Below are 24656 nucleotides of genomic sequence, written 5' to 3'. Positions count from 1 at the left end.
TCCGGACGGATGCCGGCGAGGCCCTCCATGAACCAGACATGGATCGGGGCTGCGAGCGAGGGCATCTGGACGCCGCCACCGTCCCACGACTCCTGGTAGGTCCCCTGCCTCACCATGTTGAACCAGCCAGGGGTGTCCGGCTGAGTGGCGACCGTCCATGCGAGGTCCGGGCGGCCGATATCCGACAGCGTCGTCAGCAGGATCGGGGTCCCGACGAAGCCCGACGCGACGTGGTTTCTTGCCTCGACCGCCTTAGCCAGGCGCTCCTCGACCTTCGGCTTCACATCCGTCGGAACGAGGCCGAGCGCGAGCGGGAGGGATTGGGCGGTCTGGCCGCCGTTGACATCATAGACGCCTGTTTCGGTATCGAGGAACGTGCGGTTCAAGGTCTCCCGGCACTCGTCCGCGCGCCGCTCGAAGTGGGCGTGGTCGTCGGCCCGGCCGAGTATCGAGGCGGTGTCCGAGAGAATTCGGGCGAACCATGCGAGTGCGGCGGTAGAGGTGAAGACGACCCGCGCCCTCGGATTCTCGGCGGAGAGCCAGTCGCCGAGGCCCCACCACAGGACATCCTTGCCGGTCGGCCCCTCGAGCCTCGGCCACGCGGCTCGTGCCTTCTCATCCGCGCAAAGCTGCTCAAGGTACGCGAAATGCTTCTTCATCCCCTCGTAGCTCTCGGCCAGGAGCGATGCGTCGCCGTATGCCTGATAGTAGAGCCACGGCGTATAGAGGATGGCCCCGCCCCACCACGGGCCGTTGATGTCCGGCGCCTCGAACCGTCCGGGGACCACCGGCGCGACGTATCCGTCGGGGAACTGGCCGTCGAGGAAATCGCCCTGCCACTTGCGGTAGGTCGGGCCGACGTCGTAGAACCACGACTCGGCGGGGAACTGGTTCCACACATCCTGCGTCCACGGCGATTTCTCGCGGACCGGATCGTTCGGAATCTGGATGATGTAGTTGTAGACGGTGCGGCGGAACACGTCCTGCAGTACGTTCAGCCGCTCGTCCGAGCAGACGAACCCTCCGACCGCGGGCAGATCGGTCGCGGTCACGACACCGACGAGGTCGTCCGCTTTCGGCTCGTATCCGAGGCCCGAGACATCCACCGCGCCGAACCCGTGGTAGGCCAGGCTCGGCTGGTAGACCTCCTCGCCCCCGCCCCTCGCGGTGTAGATGTCGGTCTGGTACCGCCCGAACGTGTGGCCGCTCCCTCCCAGGACGCTCATCGTGACGACCTGCCCGGCCTTCGCGCGCAGTGTGAGTCGGGGCACACCACCGACTGCCTCCCGGAGGGTGAACCGCCACTTGTCGTCGCTGACCTTCTCGACCCTGACCGCGGGAATCTCCTCCAGCGCGCGAACCGGGTAGAGCAGTTGGGCAGACATCTTGCCCTTGGGGGCTGGAGCGGATACGGCCGGCTTCCATGCCGAGTCGTCGAAACCGGGCGCGGACCAGCCGGGCATCTCCTTCCGCGCGTCGTACGTCTCGCCGCCGGCGAAGCAGTTGTAGCGGATCGGGCCGTCGGTCGTGAACCGCCATTTGCGGTCCGTGCCGATGATCGTGCGGCTGCCGTCCGTGTACTCGATCTCCAGGTCCATCCGCAGTTGGGGCGGCGAAATGAAATCGGCGCGGTAGTAGCCGTGGAAGAGCGGGCTGACCGGGTTGAACCACCCGTTGCCGAGCACGACGCCGATCGCGTTTCGGCCCTGCTTCAGGGCGTCGGTGACATCGCGGACGACGTAAGGCACCCGCTTCTCGTAGTCGCACATCGCCGGATCGAGCAGGTTCGGGCCGGCGAAACGGCCGTTGACGTGCAGTTCGAAGCACCCCAGACCGGAGACGCAGGCGAGGGCGCGGCGGATGCTCTTCGGCGCGTCGAACTCCCGGCGCATGTAGACGGCGGGGGCCTCGTGCGCATCCTTCGCCATCTCACGGATCTTCGGCCCCAGACCCCAGAGTATGCCGCAGTAGTCGTTGACGCGGCCCGGGTCGGAGAACGCCTTCAACTCCCTCTGGTGCGGCAGGAGTTCGAGGTCGGAGGCGATCCAACCGCCGCGCCAGTCCTTCGGGTCGAGCACGCCCGTCGTCCACTCGGCGGGCGCGCTCCATGCTGAGGGCAGGCCGTCCCGGTCCCAGACGCGCACCTTCCAGAAGACGCGCTGACGGGATGCGAGAGGCTTGCCGTCATAGGGGATCGCGACGGCGGCGTCGGAGATCACCTTGCCGCTGTCCCAGAGGTCGGCGGTGTTCCTCCGCAACTCCACTGCCGAGGATGCGGCGTGCACCTGGAAGGCCGATTGACTCAGGCTACGAGAGGACCGATCGGTCGCCTCGCAGATCCACGAGAGATGCGGATGCTCGACTCCGAGAGGATTCGCCATTCTCTCACACCGCAGATCGGCAGGCGTGAGAGAACTCGGACCGGCGAGGGCCGAGCATGACAGAATGAGAACGAGTACGGCAGGTACAGTAAGGCGCATTCACATCTCCCGAAAGTATGGCTGTCTTACGTCAGCTTACCGGATCCTTCTATCGGCCAGACGTCTACCACAGTCCCATCGCGGTGGACGAAGAACTCGCGGTAGAGGTTGCAGGTGACGCAGCCGTGAGAGGGGATGATCTCGATCTTGTCGCCGAGAGCGGCGGCATCGTCGGCGACCGACCAGACCGTGTGTTCCTCGGAGCCGAACCGCCCGATCTCGCCGTGCGCCGGATACTTCGCCTGCGGCGGGCCGAAGTCGTACCCGATCCCCTTGACGCCCACGTCGAGCACGGCCATGCCGGGCTTGGGGCGGCTGCAGATGAGGGTCAGAATCGAGAGCGCCTGGCGGAACTCGGGCCGGATCTCGCCGTAGTACCAGTCCATCGTCGCGTAGGAGCCGGCCTGGACCTCATCCATGCCCGGAAAGCCGCCGGTGACGTTGTAGGTGCCGGTGCCGCCGCCGCTCAGTATGCCGACGGGAATGCCGGAGCTTTCGATCAGCCGGCGCGTGTCCACGAGAACTTGCAGCGCCTCCCGCGTCTTGCTCGAGCGCTCGGCTTCGTTGCGGAGCAGCACCAGATGGCCTTCGTAGCCCTGAAGGCCATCGAAACTGAGACCGGGCGCATCGGAGACGAGCCTCGCCAGCCTGAGCGCCGGCTCGCCGGGCGCGACGCCGCAGCGGTTCAGGCCGATGTCTACCTCGACGAGCACGCGGATGGTGATGCCCGCGTCTGACGCGGCCTGCGAGAGCTCGCGGATGTTGGACTCCGCATCAACCGCCACCATGGGCCTGGCGCGCTTAGCGAGTTCGACGAGGCGGGCGATCTTCTGCTCGCCGACGATCTGGTTGGCGATCAGGATGTCGGATATCCCGGCGTCGGCGACGACCTCGGCTTCCCCCAGCTTCGCGCACGTGATGCCGACCGCGCCTGCGTCCATCTGCATTCGCGCGATGGCGGTGCACTTATGGCTCTTGAAGTGCGGCCGCAGACCGCTCGGCCTGCCCGCGAAGAACGCCGCCATCGTTTCGATGTTGGCCGTGAGGGCGTCAATGTCGAGCAGCAGGGCGGGCGTGTCGAGTTCCGACACAGGCCTGCCTATCATTTGAGAATTGTCCATTCGACGTTACCCCTTCCAGGGCTGATGTCTCAGCTTGGTTTCTTCAGTATGCGGCATATCCCTGCCGGAACCCTCGTGCGTCCGCGCAGGTCACCTCGCTCGATCGGTCTCGGAGGCTATCCGGAGCCTGGCCGCCTGCACCGCCTTGCCCCAGGTCGGGAACACCGAGAGGAACGCGTCGAGATCGTAGCGTGACATCCTCTCCACGTCCTCCGGCTCCGGGACGCGCCCCAGGGAGTCCGCCAGCGCGCACAGCTCCATCTGCAACTCCTTCTTCGTGAACCGCCGCCTCGGCCTGGATATCGAGTCGCGAACCAGCGCCCCGGCGTTCTCGACCACCTCCAGCTTGCGGCGCGAGATCTCGACGTATCCCGGATCAAGGTCAATACCCACGTATCGGCGGTTCAGCGTCGCGGCGATCACGGGAGTCGTGCCGGTCCCGCAGAGGGCGTCGAGCACGATGTCGCCCTCGTTTGATGAGAGCCGGATGATCCGTTCGAGCAGGGCGTCCGGGAGCTGACACGGGTGATAGTCCCTATCGCGCCTGTGCCTGATCCGGTGGATATCCCACCAGATGTCCGTAAGGTCTTCCTTCTCGTCGTCGCCTGATGCCTTGCGCCTCGTGACGCACGACGCCCGCAGGCAGTAGTTGCGCTCGTCGAGGGTTCTCACGGCATCGTAGTTGAACGTGAACCCGGTTGGGCGCTTCGTATAGAACAGCAGGCTGTAGTGCGATGGGATAAGCTTGCCTCGCGGGTCGGATCGGGCGTCCCAGACTATCCAGTTCCGGAAGCTCAGCTTCCGATTGAGGAACGCGGCGTGATGCATCGCCCAGCGCGGGAGGTTGAGCACGTACAGCGATCCCGTCGGTTTCAGGACGCGCGCGTACTCCGAGAGCCACTGCTCGCACCAGGTGAGGTATCTCCGCGAGTCCCAGTCGTCGTCGTGGACTCCATATTCCTTGTTGATGTTGTACGGCGGGTCGGCGAAGGCGAGATCAATGGAGTTGTCCGGGTATCGGCGCAGGACCTCCACCGCGTCGTCCTGGTGGACGACATCGAGCATCGCGCCGGGAATCGGGTTCGATAGGAGGTCGCCCGGCTCGCGGACCGGGATCGGCTCGGGGCGATGCGGCTCGCCGCCCCGGTAGACCAGCCCTCGAATCGTCGGCCCGGGGAAGTCAACCAGGCGGAGAATCTCGTCGAGAACCGGCTGGGAGAGACCGGAGTAGTTGTCCGCCCGGGGAAGGTCCTTCCAGATGTCGGAGACCACCGTGCCCTCCGGGTGCATGAGCTGGGTCTTGCCGCCCCAATCCCGGAGCGACTTCCAGCACGACCGACATACCTTGTGCGGGCTGCGCATCTTGTGGATGTTCAGAGTCTCTCCTCTGGCGAAGAGGAGCACTCCCGCGTGGACCGAGGGCAGGCCGCCTGACGATGTCCTCGTCGCCGATTCCACGGCGATCCAGAACCTGAATCGGAGCCGCCCGTCGAGGTAGACCCCGACTTCCGGCAGCCGCTCCGGGGTTCCCTGCACGAACAGCAGGCCCCCTTTCCGAAGCGCGCGGACGCACTCGTCAAGATAGGGGCGGAAGTCCCTCAGCGGCTCGGAAGCGAGCACGATCAGATCGAGCGAACCGTCCGGGACGGCCCGGAGGTCGGTCATGAGGCTTCGGCGCGAGGCGTATCTGATGTCGAGCGATTCGGTGTCCATCGCCCGTCATATTACCACAGAACGCCGATCAAGCGGAACCCCCGGTCGCGCGCCGTCATGCTGAACTTGATTCAGCATCCATCCGGAGGGTTCTGGGCCCTGAACCAAGTTCAGGGTGACGCCGAGAAGGGCCGCCCGGCAGGATCCCCCGGCGCCGGATGTCGCCTACACCGATCACCGGTTACTAACCACCAATCACAATTCCCCCGCCATCCGCCCGAGCATGTGCGCCGCCGCCTGCTTGTCCGGGATCGGGAACGAGCCGAAGATGTCCGGGTCGGTGTGGATCGCCGGGCGCAGGGTGGGGATGCCCACGCACGATGGGCAACCGTCCTCGCAGCCGCACTCCTCCACCATCTGCAGGCACGTGCGCATCAGGTCATCCACCTTCTCATACCCGATTTCCGCGAACCCGAGGCCTCCGGTATAGCGGTCGTAGATGAAGATCGTCGGCGACCCGGTGTTGGAGCTGTCCACCACCCCGCCGATGTCCTCCTTGTCGCACATCGCGAAGAGGGGCAGGGCGTGGACCGCCAGGTTGCGGATGCCCATCAGCCCCTCGATCGGGTTGCGTCCCTGCAGCTTGATCTCCCCGATGACGCCCGCCGGCGGGACGATCCACATCGCCATCGTCTCGAGATGCTGAGGAGGGATGTCCACCTTCCCGTAGCCGATGCTGTCCAGGCTGTAGAACTTGATCTTCTTGAACCCGGTCGTCGCCCATGTGACGGTTGCGGGGCCGTAAGACACCGATGAGCCGCCGAGCGCCTCCCGCTGAGCGCCGGGCGAGCCGTCCTCAGTCGTCCTCGCGATCCTGATGGACGAGTCGAGGATCGCGTTCGTGTAGTAGTCCACGTTCGCGCGGCGGACGGAGGCGACGCGGTTCACGAGGTCGAGTTCCTCGACGAAGTAGGTCTCGCCCTCGTGCATGTAAATCGCCTGCGGGTAGACGAGTTCCGGCGCGCTGATCGAATCAACCTGGCCGATGACCCGGCCCTCCGGCGACTCGACCTCGCCGTCCCTCTCCACGATGGTGAACGTGTTGTCCGAGATCGTCCGCAGGTTCACGTCCTTCGCGGGGAACTCTGTGCGCGAGTAGTACCACTTGTCGCCGATGCGCTTGAAGTCCCCGGCCTCCTCGAGGATGTCTGCGATCGGGGTCGTCCCGCCGCCGAACGCGCCTGCGTCCTCCTCCGTGATCGGTAGCTCGAACGCCGCGCACTTCAGGTGGTGAGCCAGCACGTAGGGATTCTCCGGGTCCACGACCGCGCTCTCCGGCGACTGCCCGAAGAAGTACTCCGGCCGCCTCACGAGGTACTGATCAATCGGGTCGTTATAGGCGACGAAGACGACCAGCGAATCCTCGACCCCCCGACCCGCGCGCCCCGCCTGCTGCCACACGCTGGCGATCGTCCCCGGGAAGCCGATGATGATCGAGGCGTCGAGCCCGCCGACGTCAATCCCGAGTTCGAGGGCGTTCGTGCTCGTGATGCCCATCAGTTCTCCCTCGAAGAGCTGCCGCTCGATCTCGCGCCGCTCCTCGGGCAGGTAACCTCCCCGGTACGGGCGCACCTTGTCCTGAAGCTGTCTCGGGAGCGCTTCCCTCACGTAGCGGTACATCAGTTCCGCGACGACGCGTGCCTTCCCGAAGGTGATCGTGCGCACGCCGCTCCGCATCAGCTCGACCATCAGGTTCTGGGCCTCTACGTTCGAGCTTCGCCGCTCCATGCCGCCGACGTCAATCACGGGCGGGTTCCACAACACGAACCGCTTCTCGCCCCTCGGGGAGCCGTCGTCGTCCACCAGGGTCATCGGGGTGCCGATGAGCCCCTCGGCAAGCTCCCTCGGGTTTGCGATAGTTGCCGACGAGCAGATGAATCGGGGCCGCGCGCCGTAGAACTCGCAGACGCGGTTGAGCCTGCGGATGACGTTGGCGACGTTCGAGCCGAAGATTCCCCGGTAGCTGTGGATCTCGTCTATCACCACGTACTGCAGGTTGGTGAAGAAGTTGCTCCATCGCGTGTGGTAGGGGAGGATGCCCTGGTGGAGCATGTCCGGGTTCGTGAGGATGATGCTCGCCTCGTCGCGCAGCTTCCGGCGCGTGGTCGGGGGGGTGTCTCCGTCGTAGCACCCGGCCTTCATCACCTCCGCGAGAGCGGGTTCCCACTCAGCGTAGCGCCTCAACCCCCGAAGCTGGTCCTGGGCGAGGGCCTTCGTCGGGAACAGGTAGAACGCCGTCGCATCTCGTGCTTCGTGCTTCGAATTTCGAATTTGCCTCTCGAGGACGGGCAGGTTGTAGCAGAGGGTCTTGCCGCTCGCGGTCCCGGTCACGATGACGACGCTTTCCCCGCGACGGACGGCCTCGACCGCCTCGACCTGGTGAGTGTAGAGCCTTTTGATCCCCATCTGTGCCAAGGCGGAGACCAGTTCCGGAGGCAGGGGCTCGGAGAGGTCGCCGTATGACGCCTCCCGCCTCGGGATGCGGTGTATGTGAACGATCTGCCCCTGGTAGTGCCGGGAACGCCGTATACTGTCCAGAAAGTCGGTGAAGTCCATTCGCTGTCCCCCGATCACTCCGCCCCTGACTGGTGCGAATGTATGTTCGAGACAATTGCGGGTCCATCCTGCACGCCCGATCAGTGCCGCTTCACCCAGGCCGCAATGTCATCAACGACTGCCTCGGAGACGAAGCCGGACTTCTCGTACTCCGCCGGAACGGCCTTGCCCTTGCCGGTCATGAACAGATGGTTTAGGTCCGGGTAGAACTTGAACGCCACGTCCTTCCGGGAAGAGAGCGAGGCCTTCCATCCGTTGAAATCGGCCTCGGTGACCTGGTAGTCGCGTCCGCCCTGCAGGATCAGCATCGGCTGCTCGACGGACTTCGCGATCTCGGCCGGCTTGGGCCGCAGGCTCAGCCAGTACGCCGCCGGAGCGCCGAGCGGCAGAGTGGATGCGGGCGTCTTCGGCGAAAGCCTGGGGCTCTTTGCGTTTGCCACCTGCCGCCTGATCTTCTCAAGCTCTTTCTCGTCGTCCGCCGACAGAGCGCCCTCGAGCGACGCGATGTACTCGACCTGCTCCAGAAGCACATCGTCGAAAGGGCGAGTCGCGCCTGCCATGATCACCAGCCCAGCGATCCCGGGGTCGGCCTTGCCTATCCTCGGTGCGAGTATCCCTCCGAGGCTGTGGCCGAGCACGAACACCCTCCTCGGGTCGATGCGGTCCGACTTGCGGGCGAGTTCGACGGCCGCCAGGGCATCATCGAGGACCTCCTCCTTCACAGTGATGGTATCCGTCATGGTGGCCATCCTGACGCCGTAGACCTTCGTGCGCTTGTCGTATCGCAGGACTGCGATGCCCTTCGATGCGAGGCCCCATGCCAGATCGCGGAACGGCTTGTTCGGGCCGATGGCTTCGTCGCGGTCGTTCGGGCCGGAACCGTGAACGAGCACCACGGCCGGGAATGGTCCCCCGCCCTTCGGGATCGTGAGCGTGCCGGGCAGTTCCCATTCCGCGCCCTTGTTGACGGCGACATCCCTCTCCTCGAAGCGGTCCTTCCTGACGTATGTCGGCGGGAGGTACTCGGGCGCGGCGCTCGATGCGCCCTCGGCCGCGGGCAGGATCCAGAGGCCGGAGACGCGCCCGGCGGAATCGTACACGACCTGGATATCAAGCTTGCCGTTCGCGAACTCGCAGGTCACGTCCACCGTGTCGAATCCGCCCTTCTTTCCGGGCTGAGCGCCGTCCATACCCTTGAAGCTCCCCTGCTGTTGCACGAGGCTCTGCCACAACTGCTGCAACTGCGCCGGGGACATGGCCTTCTTCATGGTCTCGTCGAACCGGGCGGTCGCGTCGGGGAATCTTCCATCGGCCAGCAGTTGGACGAAATCCCGGGCTTGCGCGGCCGTGTCTTCCGGTTGAGCGCACTGCGTGACGCAAGCCGCGAGTCCGGCGAACACCACCAGCAGGATGATCCAGCGCGCGGTCCTCATCACTTCGCGCCTGCGCCCGGCGCGGTCCGGACTACCCACAGTCCGCCGACCTTGTCGCTGCTGTCGAACACGACCTTGACGTCGAGGTTCACTTTCTCGAACGAGCAGGTCACGTACACCGTCTTGAATCCCTGCTCCACTGTCTCCCGAGTCGCGGTCCGACCCTTGAATGCCCCGGCCTGCTGCGAGAGCGCGGTCCAGAGCTGCTGAAGCTTCTCGTTGGGCATCGCAGATCTCATTGCCGCGTCGAAGTCCTTCGTTGCGGCGGCGAAGTCCCCCTTTGCCATGAGATCGACCATGTTCTCCGCCCTCCGCGTGATTCCGGGCTTGCCGCATGACGAGACCATCAGCGCTACCGCGCACGACAGCACCAACATCAGCGCTGTGCCCCCATTCCTCATCTTCCCGTTCATTGTGTTCTCCTTTCCAGCCGTCTCTCGGCTGATCACTCTTCCTCCATGAACCAGAGCCCCGATATCAGGCCCGACCTGCCGAAAACCACCTTGATACTGAGAGGCGACCGCCCGAACTCGCAGGCGACGATCGCATTGGTGAACTTCCAGTAGTTCTCAGTGCGCACGCCGGTCTGCTTCACGAACGGCCCATACTTCTCGACGACGAACTGCCAGTGCTCCCGCAGTTTCTCAGGGGTCAGGGCGGACTTCACCTCGTCGTCAAGGTCCTGATTCAGTGCGTCGAAGTCGCCCCGAACGAGCGATTCCACGAACTGCCGGGCCGCGAGCTCGACGTCAATCGGCGGCGCCCAGACGAACTGGTAGTCCTCCATCAGGGAGACAAGCGCGCGCTCCAGAAGCTCGGGCTCGAGCCGGTAGGTGACATGCCTGCCGCTCTTGTGGTCCGATACCAGGCCGGCCTCGCGGAGCACCGCGAAGTGTTTCGAGAGCGTCGGCTTCGTCAGCTCGAAATGCTCGGCCAGTTCGCCCGCGGTCATCTCGCGGTCGCGCAGGAGCTTGAGGACGGCCCTCCGGGTCGGATCTGCTATCGCTCTGTAGACCTTCTCCACTGCGAATCCTTCGATATTTAGCTAAGGTTCTAAATGTTATCACACGCGAAACGCCATGTCAAGCGTTCTGCGAAAAAACTTCCGGCGCGCGTCAACCGAACCTGAATCGCGCCCGGAAGGCCGTCTTGATGATCTCCGCCGCGTCGGCGGCCGTGAAGTGGTCGGTCCAGATCATGAGGTCGAAGTCGCCGCAATCGAGCTTCTTCTTGCCGAACGCCCGATCCAGGAACCGCCTGCGCTCCTTGTCGGATTTCTTGAGCTTGATCTCGGCCTCCGCGCGCCCGATGTCCTCATACTCCATCATGTTGGCGACCCTGCGCTCGAGCGAGGCGTCCATGCGGACGTTGAGCGCGCCCGGGAGCAGGTAGTTCGCCCCGCGGCCGAGGATGACCGCGTTACCAACGCTCGCGATAAGGGCGACGCTCCGCGCCAGGTGTTTCGTATACAGGAAGCCGGCAGGCTCGGAATCGCCTAGCATCGCGCGGACGAGAAGCTCGATCTCGGAGACGGTCCGCTCGTCGAACGTCTCGACGACCTTGCGGGGTATCTCCGCCTCCATCGCCATGATGTCAATCAGCTCTCTGTCCCACAGACTGAACCCGAGGTCGTCCGCCAGTTTGCGGGCGACGATGCGGCCCCCGCTTCCCATCGTGCGCGAGATCGTGATGACGGGATTGGTGACGGCCTCCCCGTTGCCGATGCGCTCCTTGCGCGCCAGTTCCGAGCGGCGCACCTGCTCGGCGATCATGTCCTCGACGCTTCTGGCCATTCGGGCCACCTGCCTTTCTCCGACTGCGGCGTCATCAATCACCCTGAGTATACCCAACCACACGCGCAACCGCAACCTGCGAGGCGGCCTTGACCTGCGGGCGCGGTGTGGTACAATGATGTCGGAGTAGGTCAGATGGTCGCTCCGCCCGAGAGGGCGGGGAGGAAAGTCCGGGCTCCGCAGGGCGCGATGCTCGCTAACGGCGAGGGGGAGCGATCCCACGGAAAGTGCCACAGAAAAGAAAACGCCGACCTCCGGGTCGGCAAAGCTGAAACGGTGGTGTAAGAGACCACCAGCTCCGCAGAGATGCGGAGGCTTGGCAAACCCCATCGGGAGCAAGGCCGAATAGGGAGGGGTAGAAGCTGCCCGCCGACCCTCCGGGTAAAGGCCGCACGAGGTGCGCGGCAACGCGCATCCCAGATAGATGACCATCCGAGACAGAACCCGGCTTATAGACCTGCTCCAGATAGGCGCATCCTGGTCGTTTTCACGCTCAGAATGCGCCTGATTCAAGTAGTGCGTCCGAAGCGGTAGATGAACTCCAGCGTGATTTCTCTCAGCCGCTCGTCGAGCCTGTCCAGCGTCTGCCTCGAGATATCCTCCGGAACCCCGTAGAAAGCCTCCGCGATCCCGCCGGTGATGCAGGCCAGCGTGTCGCTGTCGCCGCCAAGCGAGACGGCGTTCCGGACGGCGTCCTCGAAGTCCGTCGCGTCAAGGAAAGCGGCGAACGCCTCCGGCACGGTGCCCTGGCATGACTCGTCGAACCCGTAACCCGGCCTGATCTCGTCGCAGGTGCGGGAGAGATCGTAACCGAAGGTTCGCTCGACGTACTCCCTGATCTCCTCCTTGGACGAACCGGTGCGGGCGAGGAACATCGCGGCCGCCACTGACTGTGCGCCCTTGATCCCCTCCGGGTGGTTGTGAGTGACCGCCGTGAAGGCCTCGGCTTTCGCCAGCGTTTCCTCGAGCGTGTCGTAAGCATGTCCGGCGGGGCTGATCCGCATCGCGGCGCCGTTTCCCCAACTCTTGTAGGGATCGCCGTGTTTGGAGAGAGCCCACCTGCGGAACATCCCGCCGTAGCCCGCTCTCGGGTAAAGGCGGTAGTACTCCCTCAGCGCCGCAGCGTAGTCCTTCGAACGGAGTATCGCGTCGGCGAGGGCGACGGTCAGAACGGTGTCATCGGTGAACTTGCACCGCTGTCCGAACAGGGGGAACTCCTTGGTCTTGATCCTGTCCCACTCGTAGATGGAGCCGATGATGTCACCGGCTATCGCTCCTATCATCTTTCGCCTCCTAGTGTGGATCTCCGGTGCATCAGGGACGGCGGTCTGCCGGTTCGTGGTCAGCAGAACCGCTTGATACCTCAGCCGGCAGGTGGGACTTCACATCTCGGCAAAGGGCAGCGCGGTTACTCCCGGCGCCATAGGCAGAACCTCGCCGCCGAGGTGCACGAGCCACCCCGTGTCCACCCTGTCCGGGTAGTCCCGCATGAATGCGAGCAGCCCCGATGCCATCCGCGGGCGCGGCGTGCTGGTTGCCTTTACCTCTACCGGGACGAGCCGGCCACTCTGCTCGACGACGATGTCCACTTCGACTCCGTTGCTCGTCCTCCAGAAGTAGGCCTGCGGATCAGTTCCTCGGTGCAGGGAGTTCTTGACGATCTCGGATAGAACCGCCGTCTCCACTATCGCTCCGGACAGGGGACCGGCCTGCGCGTGCTGATGGTCCCTCAGTCCCGCTAGGTGGCAGAGCATCCCGACGTCCGTGAGATAGACCTTCGGCGTCTTCACCAACCGCTTTCCGATGTTCATGAAGTACGGCCGGAGGATCACCACCTGATAGGTTGATTCGAGGATGGACAACCACGACTTGGCGGTGTTGACCGCGAGTCCCAGATCACGCGACACGTCGGACAGGTTGAGCAGCTGCCCGCTCCGAGCCGCGATCACTCGCAGAAAGCTCTGGAACTGAGTCAGATCGCCGACCTGCCTGAGCGATCTGACGTCGCGCTCCAGGTACGTCTGAACGTAGCCGGAGTACCAGAGGCCGGGGTCCCTCTCCGGCTCTGCGGCGAGTTCCGGGTATCCTCCTCTCAGGAACTGCTCCCAGATCTGCTCTAGAGACGCCGGTCGCTTCCTTTCGGTATATCCGGGCTCCCAAGGCAGATCGGCGGCCGAAATGCCTGATATCTCATGTAACGACAGGGGAAGCAGCTTCAGGATGGCACTTCGCCCGGCAAGCGACTCGGTTACCTGGCTCATCATCAGAAGGTTCTGAGAGCCGGTGAGAACGAACTGGCCCTTGCGCGATCTGTCGGCGTCTATCCGCTCCTTGATGTAGAACAGAAGCTCCGGAGCGTACTGAATCTCGTCCAGAATGACGGGAGGGGAGTTGATCTCGAGGAAACCGCGCGGGTCAGCGGACGCGGAGGCTCTCACGTCCGGCAACTCCATCGAGACATACCGATAGCGGTCCCCGAGAAGGCGCTTGAGCAGTGTCGTCTTCCCTGACTGCCTGGGTCCGCTGAGGACCACCGCGGGGAAGTCCTCGACCGCCTTCCGAACCACCGGTTCGAGCGTTCTGGTGATGTAGGTCACGGTGTACTCCATGCAAATATGCAATCATAATGCAAGATTGCATGGATTTTGTCAAGTGCGGAATAGAATTGTCAACCGGCATGCAATACTGACCCACCGTGGGCGTCCAATGCTGACCCGTCTCCGCGCGCTTGACTCACGCTCAGCAGAGTGGGTCACCGTTTGGCGCCGAATGTGCGCCTGGGCGGGCCATGCTTGTCCCCCGACTTGCCTATCCGAGCGACCGATCACTCGATCTCGATGATCTTCCGGAAGCGGCCGGAGCAGAGTTCCTCCGCGCCGTCGCGTGTGATCCGGGCGCCGATCTCCCAGCGCATGCCGTACTCGGGCCGCTGCATGAATGTGTCCACCTGGAACGTCATATTCTCCTGCAAAAGGTAGTCCGAACTCGTTTCCATCCAGGGGCGCTCGACCTCAATCATGCCAAGCCCATGACAGGGACCGTACAGGAGGTTTTCGCCGTAGCCCCGCTTCTTCACGTAGTCGAAGAAGTTCACTGCCACCTGAGCCGCCGGCACCCCCGCAGCCATCCATTCGATGGTCTTGTGGTGAGCTTCCAGCCCGAACTCCGCCAGGTCCCTCATCGCCGGGTCCATCCTGCCGATGCAGATCGGGAGTCCCACGCTCGGCGAGTATCCTCCTACCCGCGCGCCCACGCTCAACTGCACCAGATCGCCCTTCCGGATCACCCTGTGCGACGGGCGGCCGATTGCGTGAGAGCTGTTCGGGCCAGACAGCACGTAGGTCGGGTGCGCCTCATACTCGGCCCCGTTGCGGTACATGGCTTCCTGGGCAATGCCGACGACCTGCAGTTCCGTCATGCCGGGCTCGATCCGCGACAGCACCTCTTCGACGGCCAACTCGCTGACTAGGAACGCTTCCTTGAGAAGCGCGATCTCGCTCTCGCTCTTGATCGCCCGCATCTCGTACATGATGTCGTCAGCCTTGACTATCTCCGCATTGGGAAGCGCCGCCTGCACCCTCTCGTATACCGAGACGGGCATGGCGGTGCTGCCTGCGATTCCCAGCTTCCCGATGCCCCCGCTCCCTATGGACGAGAATATGTCTTCGAAAGTGTCCACCTCGACGTCGGGGTAGTCCGGTTCGGCGGCCTCTCTGTAGTAGAGGACCTTCCTGATGTCGGGAATCACGCTGTGGCCCTGGGCGAACGTCTCGCTTTCCGGCCCGATGAGGAGGATTGGATTCCCCTCAGACGGTACCAGCACGCCTGCGCTCTCGAAGATCGGCCAGTACTCGGACAGATACCGCACGTTGGCGAAATCCGCCTCGTTGCTGTGTACGAGGAGAGCATCAAGACCTCGCTCCCGAACCTTGCGCCTCGCCAGTTCATGCCTCTCTCTGAACTCCTCGACAGGTATGCTGTTCATCATCCGATTCCTCCTAATGTTGTCCGCACCGATCAGGCCCGATACTCCTCGCAGATACCGGCGGCAGTGACGAAAGAGGCTCCCCTGTCCTCCAGCATCTCCAGCAGCCGGTCGAGTTCCCTGAGGGCAACCTCGCCGCAGTTCTTCACCAGGAACGGGTCGGGCAGAACCGAGCCCTCGCCATAGTGGATGAGCCCCTGGGGCATCTCGTGGAACTCCCACGGGTGCATGTAGAAGCAGAAGACGGCGGGCAGGGCCTTTCGCTCATAGAATCCGATCATGTCGTCCACGTGGCGCATCAGCGCCCCCGCGCCTTCGGTCCGGAAGACCGGCCACTGATCGCGATCTCTGCCGTATGCATCCGCGCTCTCGATGGTCATGTCCGCGAAGTTCGGGACCTCCAGTATTCGCATGTCCCCTTCCTGAGTCCAATCCTCCCCGCTCGGGTGGTAAGGTGTCAGCCGATCCTTGTAGAAGTACATCGGGTACGAAAGATCGGCCGCATACCCCAGGTCCTCCAGGGCGTTGGTGACGGCGGTGCTGCCCCAGAGCCTGGGGCATCTGAACGACACCACTCTCCTGCCGAGCGCCTGCTGCACGAGATCGGTCGCCACCTCGATTCGCCGATAGCACTCCTCCGGCAGCAGCGGTTTGATCCCAGGTATGGGAAAGAGCTCGTCACCCAGGGTCTCATGGTACAGCGAGTGACATCCCACCTCGCTGCCTGCGTCGTCCACCAGCCTGACGACTTCCGGGTGGGCGGCGGCGGAATCGCCGGTGAAGAGGAACGTCGCCCTCACATCGTGCCTGGCAAGGACGTCCAGAAGCCTCGGGGTGCCTCGCACCAGGCCTTGGTAGTACGGCGTCCAACTGCCGACATCGGTTTCCATGTCGAAACCCAGGATCACTCTCAGGTCCATGCTAAGATTCGCTCCTGCGGCCTATGGATAGTCCATTCTACGCAGCCGCGTCCGATCCGTCAACTTGCCAAGGCGGCGAGCGCCACCCCCGGAGCCGGCCGAGCGAAGAAAGGGACAATCCCCCGGCCCGTTGAAATAGTCCGCGGCAGACGGCAGCCGCATACACGGCATGGCGTCGGCCCACCGCGAGGAATCATGTTGTCACGGTCCCGCCGGCCTGGAGGTCGTACGGGCGGCGCCGGTCAGAGGAACAGGGGAGCGGAAGAGCATGTCGAGAAGAGCGTTTCCGAAAAGAGCCGTACATCTGGATTTCCATACTCTGCCGGGCATAGACGGGCTGGGTGCCGACTTCGATCCGGACGAGTTCGCGGGCACACTGGCGGACTGCGGGGTGGAGTACATCAATGTCTTCGCGAAGTGCAACCTGGGGTTTGCCTACTATCCGACGAAAGTCGGCATCCCCTATCCCGGGGTTGAGAAGGACCTTCTGGGTGGGATGGTGGAGGGCTGCCACAGGCGAGGGATCGGCGTGTCGGCATACTTCAACCTCGGGCTCGACCACGAGCAGTTGATGCGCCACAGGGAGTGGAGCCGCCTCGACGCCGACGGCTCCGTGTACGACGTGGCTTCTCACGACCACTTCTTCCGCACCGCTTGTGTGAACACAGCATACGGCGACTACATGATCTCGATGATCGAGGAAGTGGTGAATGCGTATCCGGTGGACGGCATCTTCCTCGACTGCATGAACGTCACCCCTTGCTACGGCGTCGAATGCCTTGACGGCATGAAGAGCCTGGGCGCAGACCCGATGGATGAAGGCGCGGCATACGAATATGCCCGGCAGAGCTACCGCAGCTTCATGGACAGGACCGAAAGCATGCTCGGCGACCGAGCAGACGACTTGTATATCATCTACAATGGGGCGGCGTACAAGCGCCAGCCCTCTCATCTCGAACTCGAGATACTGCCGTCCGGAGGATGGGGGTACGACTATCTTCCCGCAGCTATCAGATACGCGAGAACGCTGGGGAAACCGTATCTGACCATGACGGGCAGGTTTCACAATGGGTGGGGAGACTTCGGAGGGCTGCGTCCGGCGGAGAGCACGCTGTTCGACTGCTATTACTCAATAGCAAACGGGGGCGGATGCTCCATCGGGGACCATCTTCACCCATCAGGCAGGCTGGAGACTGCCGTCTACGCCATGGTAAAGGAAGTATTCGCGAAGACAGCTGAGCTCGACCCGTGGACCGAGGGGTCGCAGTCACTCGCCGAGGTGGCGGTCGTCGAACCCGCTCTCAAGCTGTACCCCGAGTTGCCCGCGAAGGATGCTTCTTCCTTCACCGATTCGCTGCGCGGGGCCGCCCGAATGCTTTCGGAACTGAAGGTGCAGTTCGACGTCTGCGACGGCGAAGGCGAACTCACGAAGTACAGCCTGCTCGTGCTTCCGGACCACATAACACTCGACGGCGAGTTGAAAGACAAAGTCCGAGCTCACGTCGCCGCGGGGAAGGGCGTCGTCAGTTCCGGAACATCCGGCTTGACAAGGGACGAGAAGGAGTTCGCCCTCCCGCAGTACGCCATGAGCCTTCACGGCAAGTATCCGTTCGTAGAATCATACTACAGGGCCGGCCCCCAGGTGTCCGACGGTATACCGGACATGCCGCACTCCGCGTACAAGACCGGCATCAGCATGTCCGCGGGGCCCGGATGCGAGATGCTCGCAGAGGCGCTCAATCCGTACTTCAACCTGGGGGACTGGGACAGACGCCACATGTATCTCTATTCGCCGCCGAACCCGAGTCCAACCGGCATGGCGGCGGCGCTGCGGATCAGCAACATCATACACATCGCCTTCCCGATCTTCGAAGCGTACTACGGCTTGGCCTCCGTGCCGGACAGAACGCTGGTCGGCAACTGCTTGCGGCTGCTCCTCCCTGAGCCGATGGTCAGAGTGGAGGGCATGCCCAGCTTCGGGCAGGTCGCCCTTACGGAACAGGCCGGCCGGCTGATCGCGCATCTGCTGACCTACGTCCCTGAACGCCGGGGGGCCCGGAAGGACATCCTGGAGGAGCCGATCACCGTGGACGACGTTCAGGTGCGGCTGCGGCTCGACGGGCGCGAGGTCGAGCGGGTCTACGAGGCTCCGTCCGGACGGCCTCTGGACCACGAGATCAGCGGCGGCTACGTCGTCATACGGGTGCCGAGAATCAGGGGTTACTGCATGGCGGTGGTGGAGTAGCAGTCACGGCGGAGGTATGGCACACCGTCGCCGCCGGCCTGACGGCCGCCCACCGAAGCTCGAGCGGGAAGGAGAGGTGTTGAACACAGACTGGGAGTCCATCAGAGACCGGTCGGTGTCGGAGTTCAGGCTCCACCCCCTGTCAGCGATCCCGAGCGAGGTGCTATAATGGGACTGCTCGGCGCGATAAGGATGGAGGCGATATGAACTCGATTCGTAGAACAGCATGTGCCTTCCTGTTCTGCATCATCATCGCGGTCGGCGGTCTTGTGTGCGCCGCCGCGCGCATTCATCCTGTCGTCTGCGATTACTTCCTGATCGGCGGGGCGGCGGACGGCAAGTGGCTCTCAGAGGAAGCCATGGGCAAGCTGATTCGCGGCGGCGAGCGGTACAGGATCTACAGTCTGACGAAGTACCACGGCGAGGGGACGGGCGGCAAGCTCTCCATCGAAGCGCCCGGCGACACCCATGCCGTCGAGATCGAGCCTCTGCCTAAGCAGAAGTCCCACCTGATCGCCGTCGCCTGCGACTGGAACGCGCTCCGGAGGGTTCCCAGGGTCCAGAGCACCTCGCAGAAGACGTACCTGGACGCCGTCTCCGCGATACTCAGGCAGAAAGGCCTCTCGGGCTCGAAGCCGAACATCACCCAAGTGCTCCGCATAGACCTTGAGGGCGACGGGCAGGAAGAGGTGCTCATCGCCGCCACCGTGGCGAGGCGCGGGTACCCATCGGACACGAATTCGCGCAAGGGCGACTACTCCTTCGTCGCGATGCGGAAACTGGTCAAGAAGAAGGTCGAGACGACCGTCCTCACCGGCGAGTTCCACACGAAGAGCCGCCGGTTCAGCGCCCCCAACAAGTATGAGATACCGGCGGTGCTGGACCTGAACGGCGACGGCCGGCTCGAGGTGCTCGTATGGTGGGAGTACTACGAAGGCAACGGGGTAGACGTCTTTGCCCTGAAGGACGGCAAGCTCGTGGAGGTCTTCGGCGGGTTCTCCGGCGCCTGACGGGGCCTAAGCCGTCTTGTCTTCCACCTTTCCTACCGGGGCCAGGTAGATCGTGAACTCGTCGTCGCCGTCCACGCGCAGCAGGGCATCCATCGCCTCCTGATCGTACGCCGCCACTGCGCACGTGCCCGCCCCGATCGCCTCGCAGGCCAGGTACAGGTTCTGGCACACGTGGCCGGCGTCCAGCGCGATCACCTTGTGCGCGTGAGGACCGTAGCGCCACTCCATGCGATATGGTATCGTCGTCCAGACGAAGACCGCCGCGCCCTCCCCGACGAAACGCTGGCCGAAGGAGGCCTGCGCGAATCTCTCGGGCAGCCCGTCCTCCGCAAACTCGGAAGCCAGCTCGTGGGAGAGCGGGAGGTATCGGTACACGCCAGCGTCGAGCCCCTCGACGTTCAGCGCCCCGACGTAGGTCTCGAAAGCGTGCCTGCATCCCGCCGACGGTACCGTCCGAAACGCGCTGATCGGCGGCCTCATCGCCCTGATCCCCTGGGTTGCCCAGAGCAGGAACGCGGTCTCGTCCAGCGTCAGCGGTTCGCGGGTGTAAGACCGCCGACTGCGCCTGTCGCGGATCGCTTCCTCGACACCCTTCGCAGGGATGTTCCACTCGCCGGGTCCGGGAAGGCCTATCCGGGTCGCGCCCGGCGGGCAGGGTTTCTCTATCGGCGGCGGGTCGATGCCTCGGCTCTGGTCCGTCTGCGAAAAGTCTATGCTCTTGCGGACGGTGTCCTTCAAGAACATGCGATACTGCTTCGACAGGTTCTCAAGCTCCGATCCCATTCTCTGCGTCTCCTCGTCTGCGATCGGCTCGGCCCAACCGCTTCTGCGCACATTGTACGCGAAAACCGGCCCTGCTGAAAATTCCGGCCGCAGGACAGTCGGCCGTCCGGGCAGTATACTGTATCTGTCAGACCACGGAATGGAGGCCGAAGAGTATGCTGCGCATGCGAACGATCACCCTGGTTCTCGTCTCTGCCGGCCTGTGCGGCGGGATCACTCTGGGCGGAAAGGCGGCGAACGGCATGAACCCTGCGGATTACCTGTCCGGCAAGACGATCTCCGTCCGGCAGGACGGCCGAACCTGGACCATCGAGGGCGAGAAACGCGCCGTCTCGGTCAATGAGGCCGACCTCGTCGTCACGGTCAGGTCCGGCGGCAGTGTCTGGAAGATGCGCGCGTCTCAGCCGGACGACCTTGTCGTAGAGTCGGACGGCAAGAGGCTTCCCCTGGCGCTCGTCTCTGCGGGGAAGGCCGAGTTCTCCCGGTACGACACCGGGAGGGTTACCGGGCTGAAACTCGACCTGAGGGAGTTCAGACAGGACGGCAGGCCGCTCGACTTCGACCTGTCGCTGATCGTGGCGCTCGAAGGCATGAGCGAGGATCTCATCTGCGATGTCATACCCACCGAGGGTGCCGCGAAGATCAAGGAACTCCGCTGGCCGAAGGCGTTCGAGCCGGCTGACGTTGACGCCACCGTCATTCCCGCGATGCAGGGAATGCTGGTGCCGAAGGACTGGCCGACCCGGGTCTACCTCTACGACAGTATGTCCTACGGCCGAGGGCTCTACATGCCGTGGTGGGGCGCGCAGAAGGGCAAGGCGGCGGCGGCCCTGATCCTGGAGACACCAGACGACGCCGGCTGCGTCATGGAGCATCCGGCGGGCGGCCCGACTCTGATGGAGTGCAGATGGGTGCACTCGCTCGGGAAGCTCGGGTATCCGCGCCGCGCGAGGATCGCCTTCTTCGACGAGGGGAACTATGTCACCCTTGCCAAGCGGTATCGGCGGTATGTCATCGAGACCGGGCATTTCGTCTCCCTGAAGGAGAAGATCGCCCGGAGCCCGCTGGTCGGCAAGCTGATCGGAACTCCCGTAGTGCACACAGGCATACTGACTCACATCCAGCCCGAATCCAGCTACTACCACAAGGACGACCTCGCGAAGAACCACTACTTCACGACCTTCGACGCCCGGTCCGAGGAACTGAAGAGGCTTCACGCCCTGGGTGTGAAGCGCGCTTACGTCCACCTCGACGGCTGGGGGTTCAGGGGCTACGACAATCTCCATCCCGACATCCTGCCGCCGTCCCCCGAGGCAGGCGGATGGGACGGGATGAAGCGCCTCGCGGACACCTGCGAGAAGCTCGGCTACGTCTTCGCGATCCACGACCAGTACCGCGACTACTACCACGATGCGGCGTCATACTCGGAGAGCCGGACCGTGCTCCGCGAGGACGGCTCGCGGCCCTTCGAGAGCACCTGGTACGGCGGCCATCAGTCTATTCTCTGTTCCAGCTTCGCGCCCGGTTACGTGAAGCGGAACCATCGCGCGCTGCTCGATCACGGGGTAAGAGTCAGGGGCGCTTACCTCGACGTGTTCGCGGTCGTTCCCCCGGACGAGTGCTACAACCCGGACCATCCCGTGACCCGCGCGGACTGCCTGAAGTATCGGGGTGAGTGTTTCGACATCGTGAGGGCGCAGCTGGGCGTCGTGAGTTCCGAGGAGCCTGCCGACTACGCGGTCCCGCACCTGGACCTTGTGCACCACGGCCCGTATGCTCTCGATCCGAATCCGGGCGCGGGGCCCGGGATGGGAGTTCCAGTGCCGCTCTTCAACCTCGTTTATCACGATGCGATCATCCTGCCGTGGGGCTCTTCGGACTCGGGGGGTGGGTGGGGCATACCGAACACAGACTCCAATTATCTCCACGGCCTCCTGAACGCCGGGATACCGTACTGCTCGACCGACCCTGGGGATGAGGAACTGGCGCGGGTGCGGGCGATGTGCGCCCTCCACAAACGGGTGGGGCGCCTCGAGATGACGAACCACGAGTTCCTCGATTCGTCGCTTCGCCGCCAGCGCTCGACTTTCGCCGACGGGACGACCGTCACGGTGGACTTCGACTCAGGGAAGTACACGATCTCACGTTAGGAGCGCAGTATGCGAAAGGAAGCCATCATGCTAGTGCTGTCGGCGATCACTGCAGGGAACGGCCACGCTGCCGGGGATGACGATCTGCGGCTCTGGTACAGAGTTCCCGCTAAAGAGTGGGTGGAGGCGCTCCCGGTCGGGAACAGCCGGCTTGGCGCGATGGTCTTCGGCGGGGTTCGGGAAGAGCGACTCCAGCTCAACGAGAAGAGCATGTGGTCAGGCAGCCCGCAGGATGCGGACAACCCCGAGGCCCGCGACGCCTTGCCGGAGATACGGAAGCTGCTCTTCGAGGGACGGTATGCCGAGGCCGACCGCCTGTCGTCCGAGAAACTCATCTGCAGGGGGCCGGGGACCTCGACCGAGGACCCGGACAAATCCCCGTTCGGCACCTACCAGACGCTCGGCGACCTGCACCTGTCGTTCGATCACGGCGCGGACTGCTCAGATTACGAACGCGACCTCGACCTGCGCGACGCGGTCGCGTCCGTGACCTACCGCGCGGACGGCGTCCGATACCGCCGGGAGGTGCTTGCCAGCGCGCCCGCCGGAGTCATCGCGGTCCGCATCACTGCGGACAAGCCCGGCAGGATCGGGTTCACCGCCCGGCTATCCAGGCCTGAGAGAGCGTCCGTCAGGGCGGCCGGCGGCGGCGAACTGACGATGTCCGGGACGCTGAGCGACGGCGTCGGAGGCGACGGGGTTTCCTACATCGCGCGGCTCAGGGTCCTGGCTGAGAATGGATCGATATCGGCTGATGGAGATGGTATCCGGGTCGCCGGCGCTGATGCCGTCACGCTTCTGATCTCCGCGGCGACCGACCTGAATGGCGCTCCATGCGAGACCATCACCCGTCGGAACATTGACCAGGCTGCGTCCACAGACTACCCGGACATGAAGAAGGTCCACATCGCCGATCACCGCGCGCTGTTCGACCGGGTGAAGCTGACGATCGAGTCCGGAAGAAATGATCTGCCGACCGACGAGAGGATCAAGGCGTGCGATGCGGGCGCCGAGGACCTCGGCCTCGTCGCTCTCCTCTACCAGTACGGGCGCTACCTGCTGATAGCGAGTTCGCGGCCCGGCGATCTTCCAGCGAATCTGCAGGGAGTATGGGCCGAGGGAGTAACGACCCCCTGGAACGGCGACTACCATCTGAACATCAACGTCCAGATGAACTACTGGCTCGCCGAGACCGCCAATCTCCCTGAGTGCGCCGAGCCGCTGCTCGACCTGATCGGCTCGCTGGTGGAGCCCGGGCGGAAAACCGCCGGTGTTCACTACGGGCTTCCCGGATGGACCAGCCACTGGGTCACGAACGTGTGGGGCTACACCTCGGCCGGCACTTCGGTCGTCTGGGGGGTCTTCCCGATGGCCGGCCCCTGGATGTGCCAGCACCTCTGGGAGAGGTATGCCTTCGGCGGCGACAGGGTGTTCCTTCGGAGGGTCTACCCGATCCTCAGAGGCTCGTGCGAGTTCTGCCTGGCGTGGCTCGTCGAGGATCCCGCGACGGGCAGGCTGGTGTCCGGCCCGGCGAGTTCCCCCGAGAACAGATTCCGGACGCGCGACGGCGTGACCGCCTCGATGTGCATGGGACCTTCGATGGACCAGGAGATCGTCTGGGACCTCTTCACCAACTTCCTGGAGGCTTCTCGCGACCTCGGGATCGAGACCGCCTTCGTCCGTCGCGTGGAGGAGGCGCGCGGCAGGTTGCTCGTCCCGGGCATCGGGTCGGACGGCCGCCTGATGGAGTGGGCGCAGGAGTTCGACGAGCCGGAGCCTCAGCACCGCCACTGCTCGCATCTCTTCGCGCTACACCCCGGTCGGCAGATCACCCGTTCCGGCACGCCCGATCTCTTCGAGGCGGCCAGGAAGTCGCTGATAGTGCGCGGAGACGCCGGTACCGGCTGGTCAATGGCGTGGAAGGTCTGCTTCTGGGCGCGGCTGCAGGACGGGGATCACGCGTACAAGATGGTCCGCCAGATGCTCCACCCGATATGGATCGGCGAGGCCAACTACCGTCGTGGCGGTGTGTACCACAACCTCTTCGACGCGCATCCGCCCTTCCAGATTGACGGCAACTTCGGGGTCACGGCGGGCATCACGGAGATGCTCCTCCAGAGCCACGACGGCGCGATCTCGATCCTTCCGGCGCTTCCTTCATCCTGGAAGGAGGGGCGCGTGACGGGGCTTCGGGCGCGCGGGAACGTGGAGGCGGACATCCGATGGTCCGGCGGCAGGGCGAAAGAGGTGATGCTGCGACCGGGGCGTTCCGGGGAGTTCCGGATCAGGCCGCCGGAAGGGCAGTCGGTCGCGAGTATATCTGATTTGGAAGGCTTATCGGTGAAGATCGCCGTGTCGGGCGCAGACGTCGCAGCGCCGCTCGAATCCGGGCGGGTCTATCGGGTGGCCTTCCGAGATAGAAAGTCAGATGAACACGCGCCCGGTTCTCTTCGATGACTCATCTTCC

At 64.1% G+C, this 24656-nt stretch carries 17 protein-coding genes and 1 other RNA gene; 5 read left to right on the top strand and 13 right to left on the bottom strand.

The features are described 5' to 3' along the window. The 8 genes from KBC96_05315 to KBC96_05280 all read right to left on the bottom strand — a co-directional run. A partial coding sequence (locus tag KBC96_05315) for a family 78 glycoside hydrolase catalytic domain (protein ID MBP6963809.1) occupies positions 1-2381 on the bottom strand: 2381 nt, incomplete at its 3' end. 125 nt (positions 2382-2506) lie between these two features. Continuing rightward, complete coding sequence (locus tag KBC96_05310) at positions 2507-3601, bottom strand: DSD1 family PLP-dependent enzyme (protein ID MBP6963808.1); 1095 nt, start codon at positions 3599-3601, stop codon at positions 2507-2509. A gap of 90 nt (positions 3602-3691) precedes the next feature. Further along, positions 3692-5314: a site-specific DNA-methyltransferase gene (locus KBC96_05305; GenBank protein MBP6963807.1), complete on the bottom strand. Its 1623-nt coding sequence runs from the start codon at positions 5312-5314 to the stop codon at positions 3692-3694. Between the two features lie 195 nt (positions 5315-5509). Continuing rightward, positions 5510-7870 (bottom strand): DEAD/DEAH box helicase, encoded by a 2361-nt coding sequence (locus tag KBC96_05300; protein MBP6963806.1) that lies wholly within the window; start codon positions 7868-7870, stop codon positions 5510-5512. A gap of 80 nt (positions 7871-7950) precedes the next feature. After that, positions 7951-9303: an alpha/beta fold hydrolase gene (locus KBC96_05295; GenBank protein MBP6963805.1), complete on the bottom strand. Its 1353-nt coding sequence runs from the start codon at positions 9301-9303 to the stop codon at positions 7951-7953. Further along, positions 9303-9716, bottom strand: coding sequence for a DUF3887 domain-containing protein (locus tag KBC96_05290; GenBank protein MBP6963804.1), 414 nt, complete (start codon positions 9714-9716; stop codon positions 9303-9305). The genes KBC96_05295 and KBC96_05290 overlap by 1 nt, the downstream gene beginning before the upstream one ends. Before the next feature lie 32 nt (positions 9717-9748). Then, on the bottom strand, positions 9749-10327 hold the full coding sequence (locus KBC96_05285; protein MBP6963803.1) for a metalloregulator ArsR/SmtB family transcription factor: 579 nt from the start codon (positions 10325-10327) through the stop codon (positions 9749-9751). A gap of 91 nt (positions 10328-10418) precedes the next feature. Beyond that, on the bottom strand, positions 10419-11096 hold the full coding sequence (locus KBC96_05280) for a cytidylate kinase-like family protein (GenBank protein ID MBP6963802.1): 678 nt from the start codon (positions 11094-11096) through the stop codon (positions 10419-10421). A gap of 123 nt (positions 11097-11219) precedes the next feature. Here KBC96_05280 and rnpB point away from each other — a divergent pair. After that, an RNA gene (gene rnpB, locus KBC96_05275) (RNase P RNA component class A) lies at positions 11220-11564 on the top strand. Positions 11565-11605: 41 nt separating this feature from the next. Here the strand turns inward: rnpB and KBC96_05270 are convergent. The 4 genes from KBC96_05270 to KBC96_05255 all read right to left on the bottom strand — a co-directional run bounded on the left by KBC96_05270 (position 11606) and on the right by KBC96_05255 (position 16001). Continuing rightward, on the bottom strand, positions 11606-12379 hold the full coding sequence (locus KBC96_05270; protein MBP6963801.1) for an ADP-ribosylglycohydrolase family protein: 774 nt from the start codon (positions 12377-12379) through the stop codon (positions 11606-11608). A gap of 99 nt (positions 12380-12478) precedes the next feature. Beyond that, positions 12479-13705: an ATP-binding protein gene (locus tag KBC96_05265; GenBank protein MBP6963800.1), complete on the bottom strand. Its 1227-nt coding sequence runs from the start codon at positions 13703-13705 to the stop codon at positions 12479-12481. 215 nt (positions 13706-13920) lie between these two features. Next, entirely contained in the window at positions 13921-15084 is a 1164-nt protein-coding gene (locus KBC96_05260) for an aminopeptidase P family protein (GenBank protein ID MBP6963799.1), read from the bottom strand. Positions 15085-15113: 29 nt separating this feature from the next. Beyond that, positions 15114-16001, bottom strand: coding sequence for a polysaccharide deacetylase family protein (locus KBC96_05255; protein ID MBP6963798.1), 888 nt, complete (start codon positions 15999-16001; stop codon positions 15114-15116). 268 nt (positions 16002-16269) lie between these two features. On the opposite strand from KBC96_05255, the gene KBC96_05250 reads away from it, so the two are divergent. Together KBC96_05250 and KBC96_05245 are read left to right on the top strand one after the other, a co-directional pair. Next, on the top strand, positions 16270-18246 hold the full coding sequence (locus tag KBC96_05250; GenBank protein MBP6963797.1) for an alpha-L-fucosidase: 1977 nt from the start codon (positions 16270-16272) through the stop codon (positions 18244-18246). Positions 18247-18449: 203 nt separating this feature from the next. Then, complete coding sequence (locus tag KBC96_05245) at positions 18450-19256, top strand: VCBS repeat-containing protein (GenBank protein MBP6963796.1); 807 nt, start codon at positions 18450-18452, stop codon at positions 19254-19256. A 6-nt stretch (positions 19257-19262) separates the two neighbouring features. On the opposite strand, the gene KBC96_05240 is transcribed toward KBC96_05245, so the two are convergent. Next, on the bottom strand, positions 19263-20039 hold the full coding sequence (locus KBC96_05240; GenBank protein MBP6963795.1) for a SagB/ThcOx family dehydrogenase: 777 nt from the start codon (positions 20037-20039) through the stop codon (positions 19263-19265). A 155-nt stretch (positions 20040-20194) separates the two neighbouring features. Between KBC96_05240 and KBC96_05235 the strand changes: the two genes are divergently transcribed. Together KBC96_05235 and KBC96_05230 are read left to right on the top strand one after the other, a co-directional pair. Then, positions 20195-22189, top strand: coding sequence for a hypothetical protein (locus KBC96_05235; GenBank protein MBP6963794.1), 1995 nt, complete (start codon positions 20195-20197; stop codon positions 22187-22189). Between the two features lie 9 nt (positions 22190-22198). Further along, positions 22199-24646: a glycoside hydrolase family 95 protein gene (locus KBC96_05230; GenBank protein ID MBP6963793.1), complete on the top strand. Its 2448-nt coding sequence runs from the start codon at positions 22199-22201 to the stop codon at positions 24644-24646. Positions 24647-24656: the final 10 nt, after the last annotated feature.

The organism is Armatimonadota bacterium (assembly GCA_017993055.1).
GTDB lineage: Bacteria > Armatimonadota > UBA5829 > DTJY01 > DTJY01 > JAGONM01.
This window is presented reverse-complemented; position numbering and strand designations above follow the sequence as displayed.

Bases quoted from the DNA above. Each gene is read 5' to 3' on its own strand.
- KBC96_05310 (MBP6963808.1), bottom strand. From the start codon at position 3,601: ATGGACAATTCTCAAATGATAGGCAGGCCTGTGTCGGAACTCGACACG.
- KBC96_05305 (MBP6963807.1), bottom strand. From the start codon at position 5,314: ATGGACACCGAATCGCTCGACATCAGATACGCCTCGCGCCGAAGCCTC.
- KBC96_05300 (MBP6963806.1), bottom strand. From the start codon at position 7,870: ATGGACTTCACCGACTTTCTGGACAGTATACGGCGTTCCCGGCACTAC.
- KBC96_05295 (MBP6963805.1), bottom strand. From the start codon at position 9,303: ATGAGGACCGCGCGCTGGATCATCCTGCTGGTGGTGTTCGCCGGACTC.
- KBC96_05290 (MBP6963804.1), bottom strand. From the start codon at position 9,716: ATGAACGGGAAGATGAGGAATGGGGGCACAGCGCTGATGTTGGTGCTG.
- KBC96_05280 (MBP6963802.1), bottom strand. From the start codon at position 11,096: ATGGCCAGAAGCGTCGAGGACATGATCGCCGAGCAGGTGCGCCGCTCG.
- KBC96_05270 (MBP6963801.1), bottom strand. From the start codon at position 12,379: ATGATAGGAGCGATAGCCGGTGACATCATCGGCTCCATCTACGAGTGG.
- KBC96_05265 (MBP6963800.1), bottom strand. From the start codon at position 13,705: ATGGAGTACACCGTGACCTACATCACCAGAACGCTCGAACCGGTGGTT.
- KBC96_05260 (MBP6963799.1), bottom strand. From the start codon at position 15,084: ATGATGAACAGCATACCTGTCGAGGAGTTCAGAGAGAGGCATGAACTG.
- KBC96_05255 (MBP6963798.1), bottom strand. From the start codon at position 16,001: ATGGACCTGAGAGTGATCCTGGGTTTCGACATGGAAACCGATGTCGGC.
- KBC96_05250 (MBP6963797.1), top strand. From the start codon at position 16,270: ATGTCGAGAAGAGCGTTTCCGAAAAGAGCCGTACATCTGGATTTCCAT.
- KBC96_05245 (MBP6963796.1), top strand. From the start codon at position 18,450: ATGAACTCGATTCGTAGAACAGCATGTGCCTTCCTGTTCTGCATCATC.
- KBC96_05240 (MBP6963795.1), bottom strand. From the start codon at position 20,039: ATGGGATCGGAGCTTGAGAACCTGTCGAAGCAGTATCGCATGTTCTTG.
- KBC96_05235 (MBP6963794.1), top strand. From the start codon at position 20,195: ATGCTGCGCATGCGAACGATCACCCTGGTTCTCGTCTCTGCCGGCCTG.
- KBC96_05230 (MBP6963793.1), top strand. From the start codon at position 22,199: ATGCGAAAGGAAGCCATCATGCTAGTGCTGTCGGCGATCACTGCAGGG.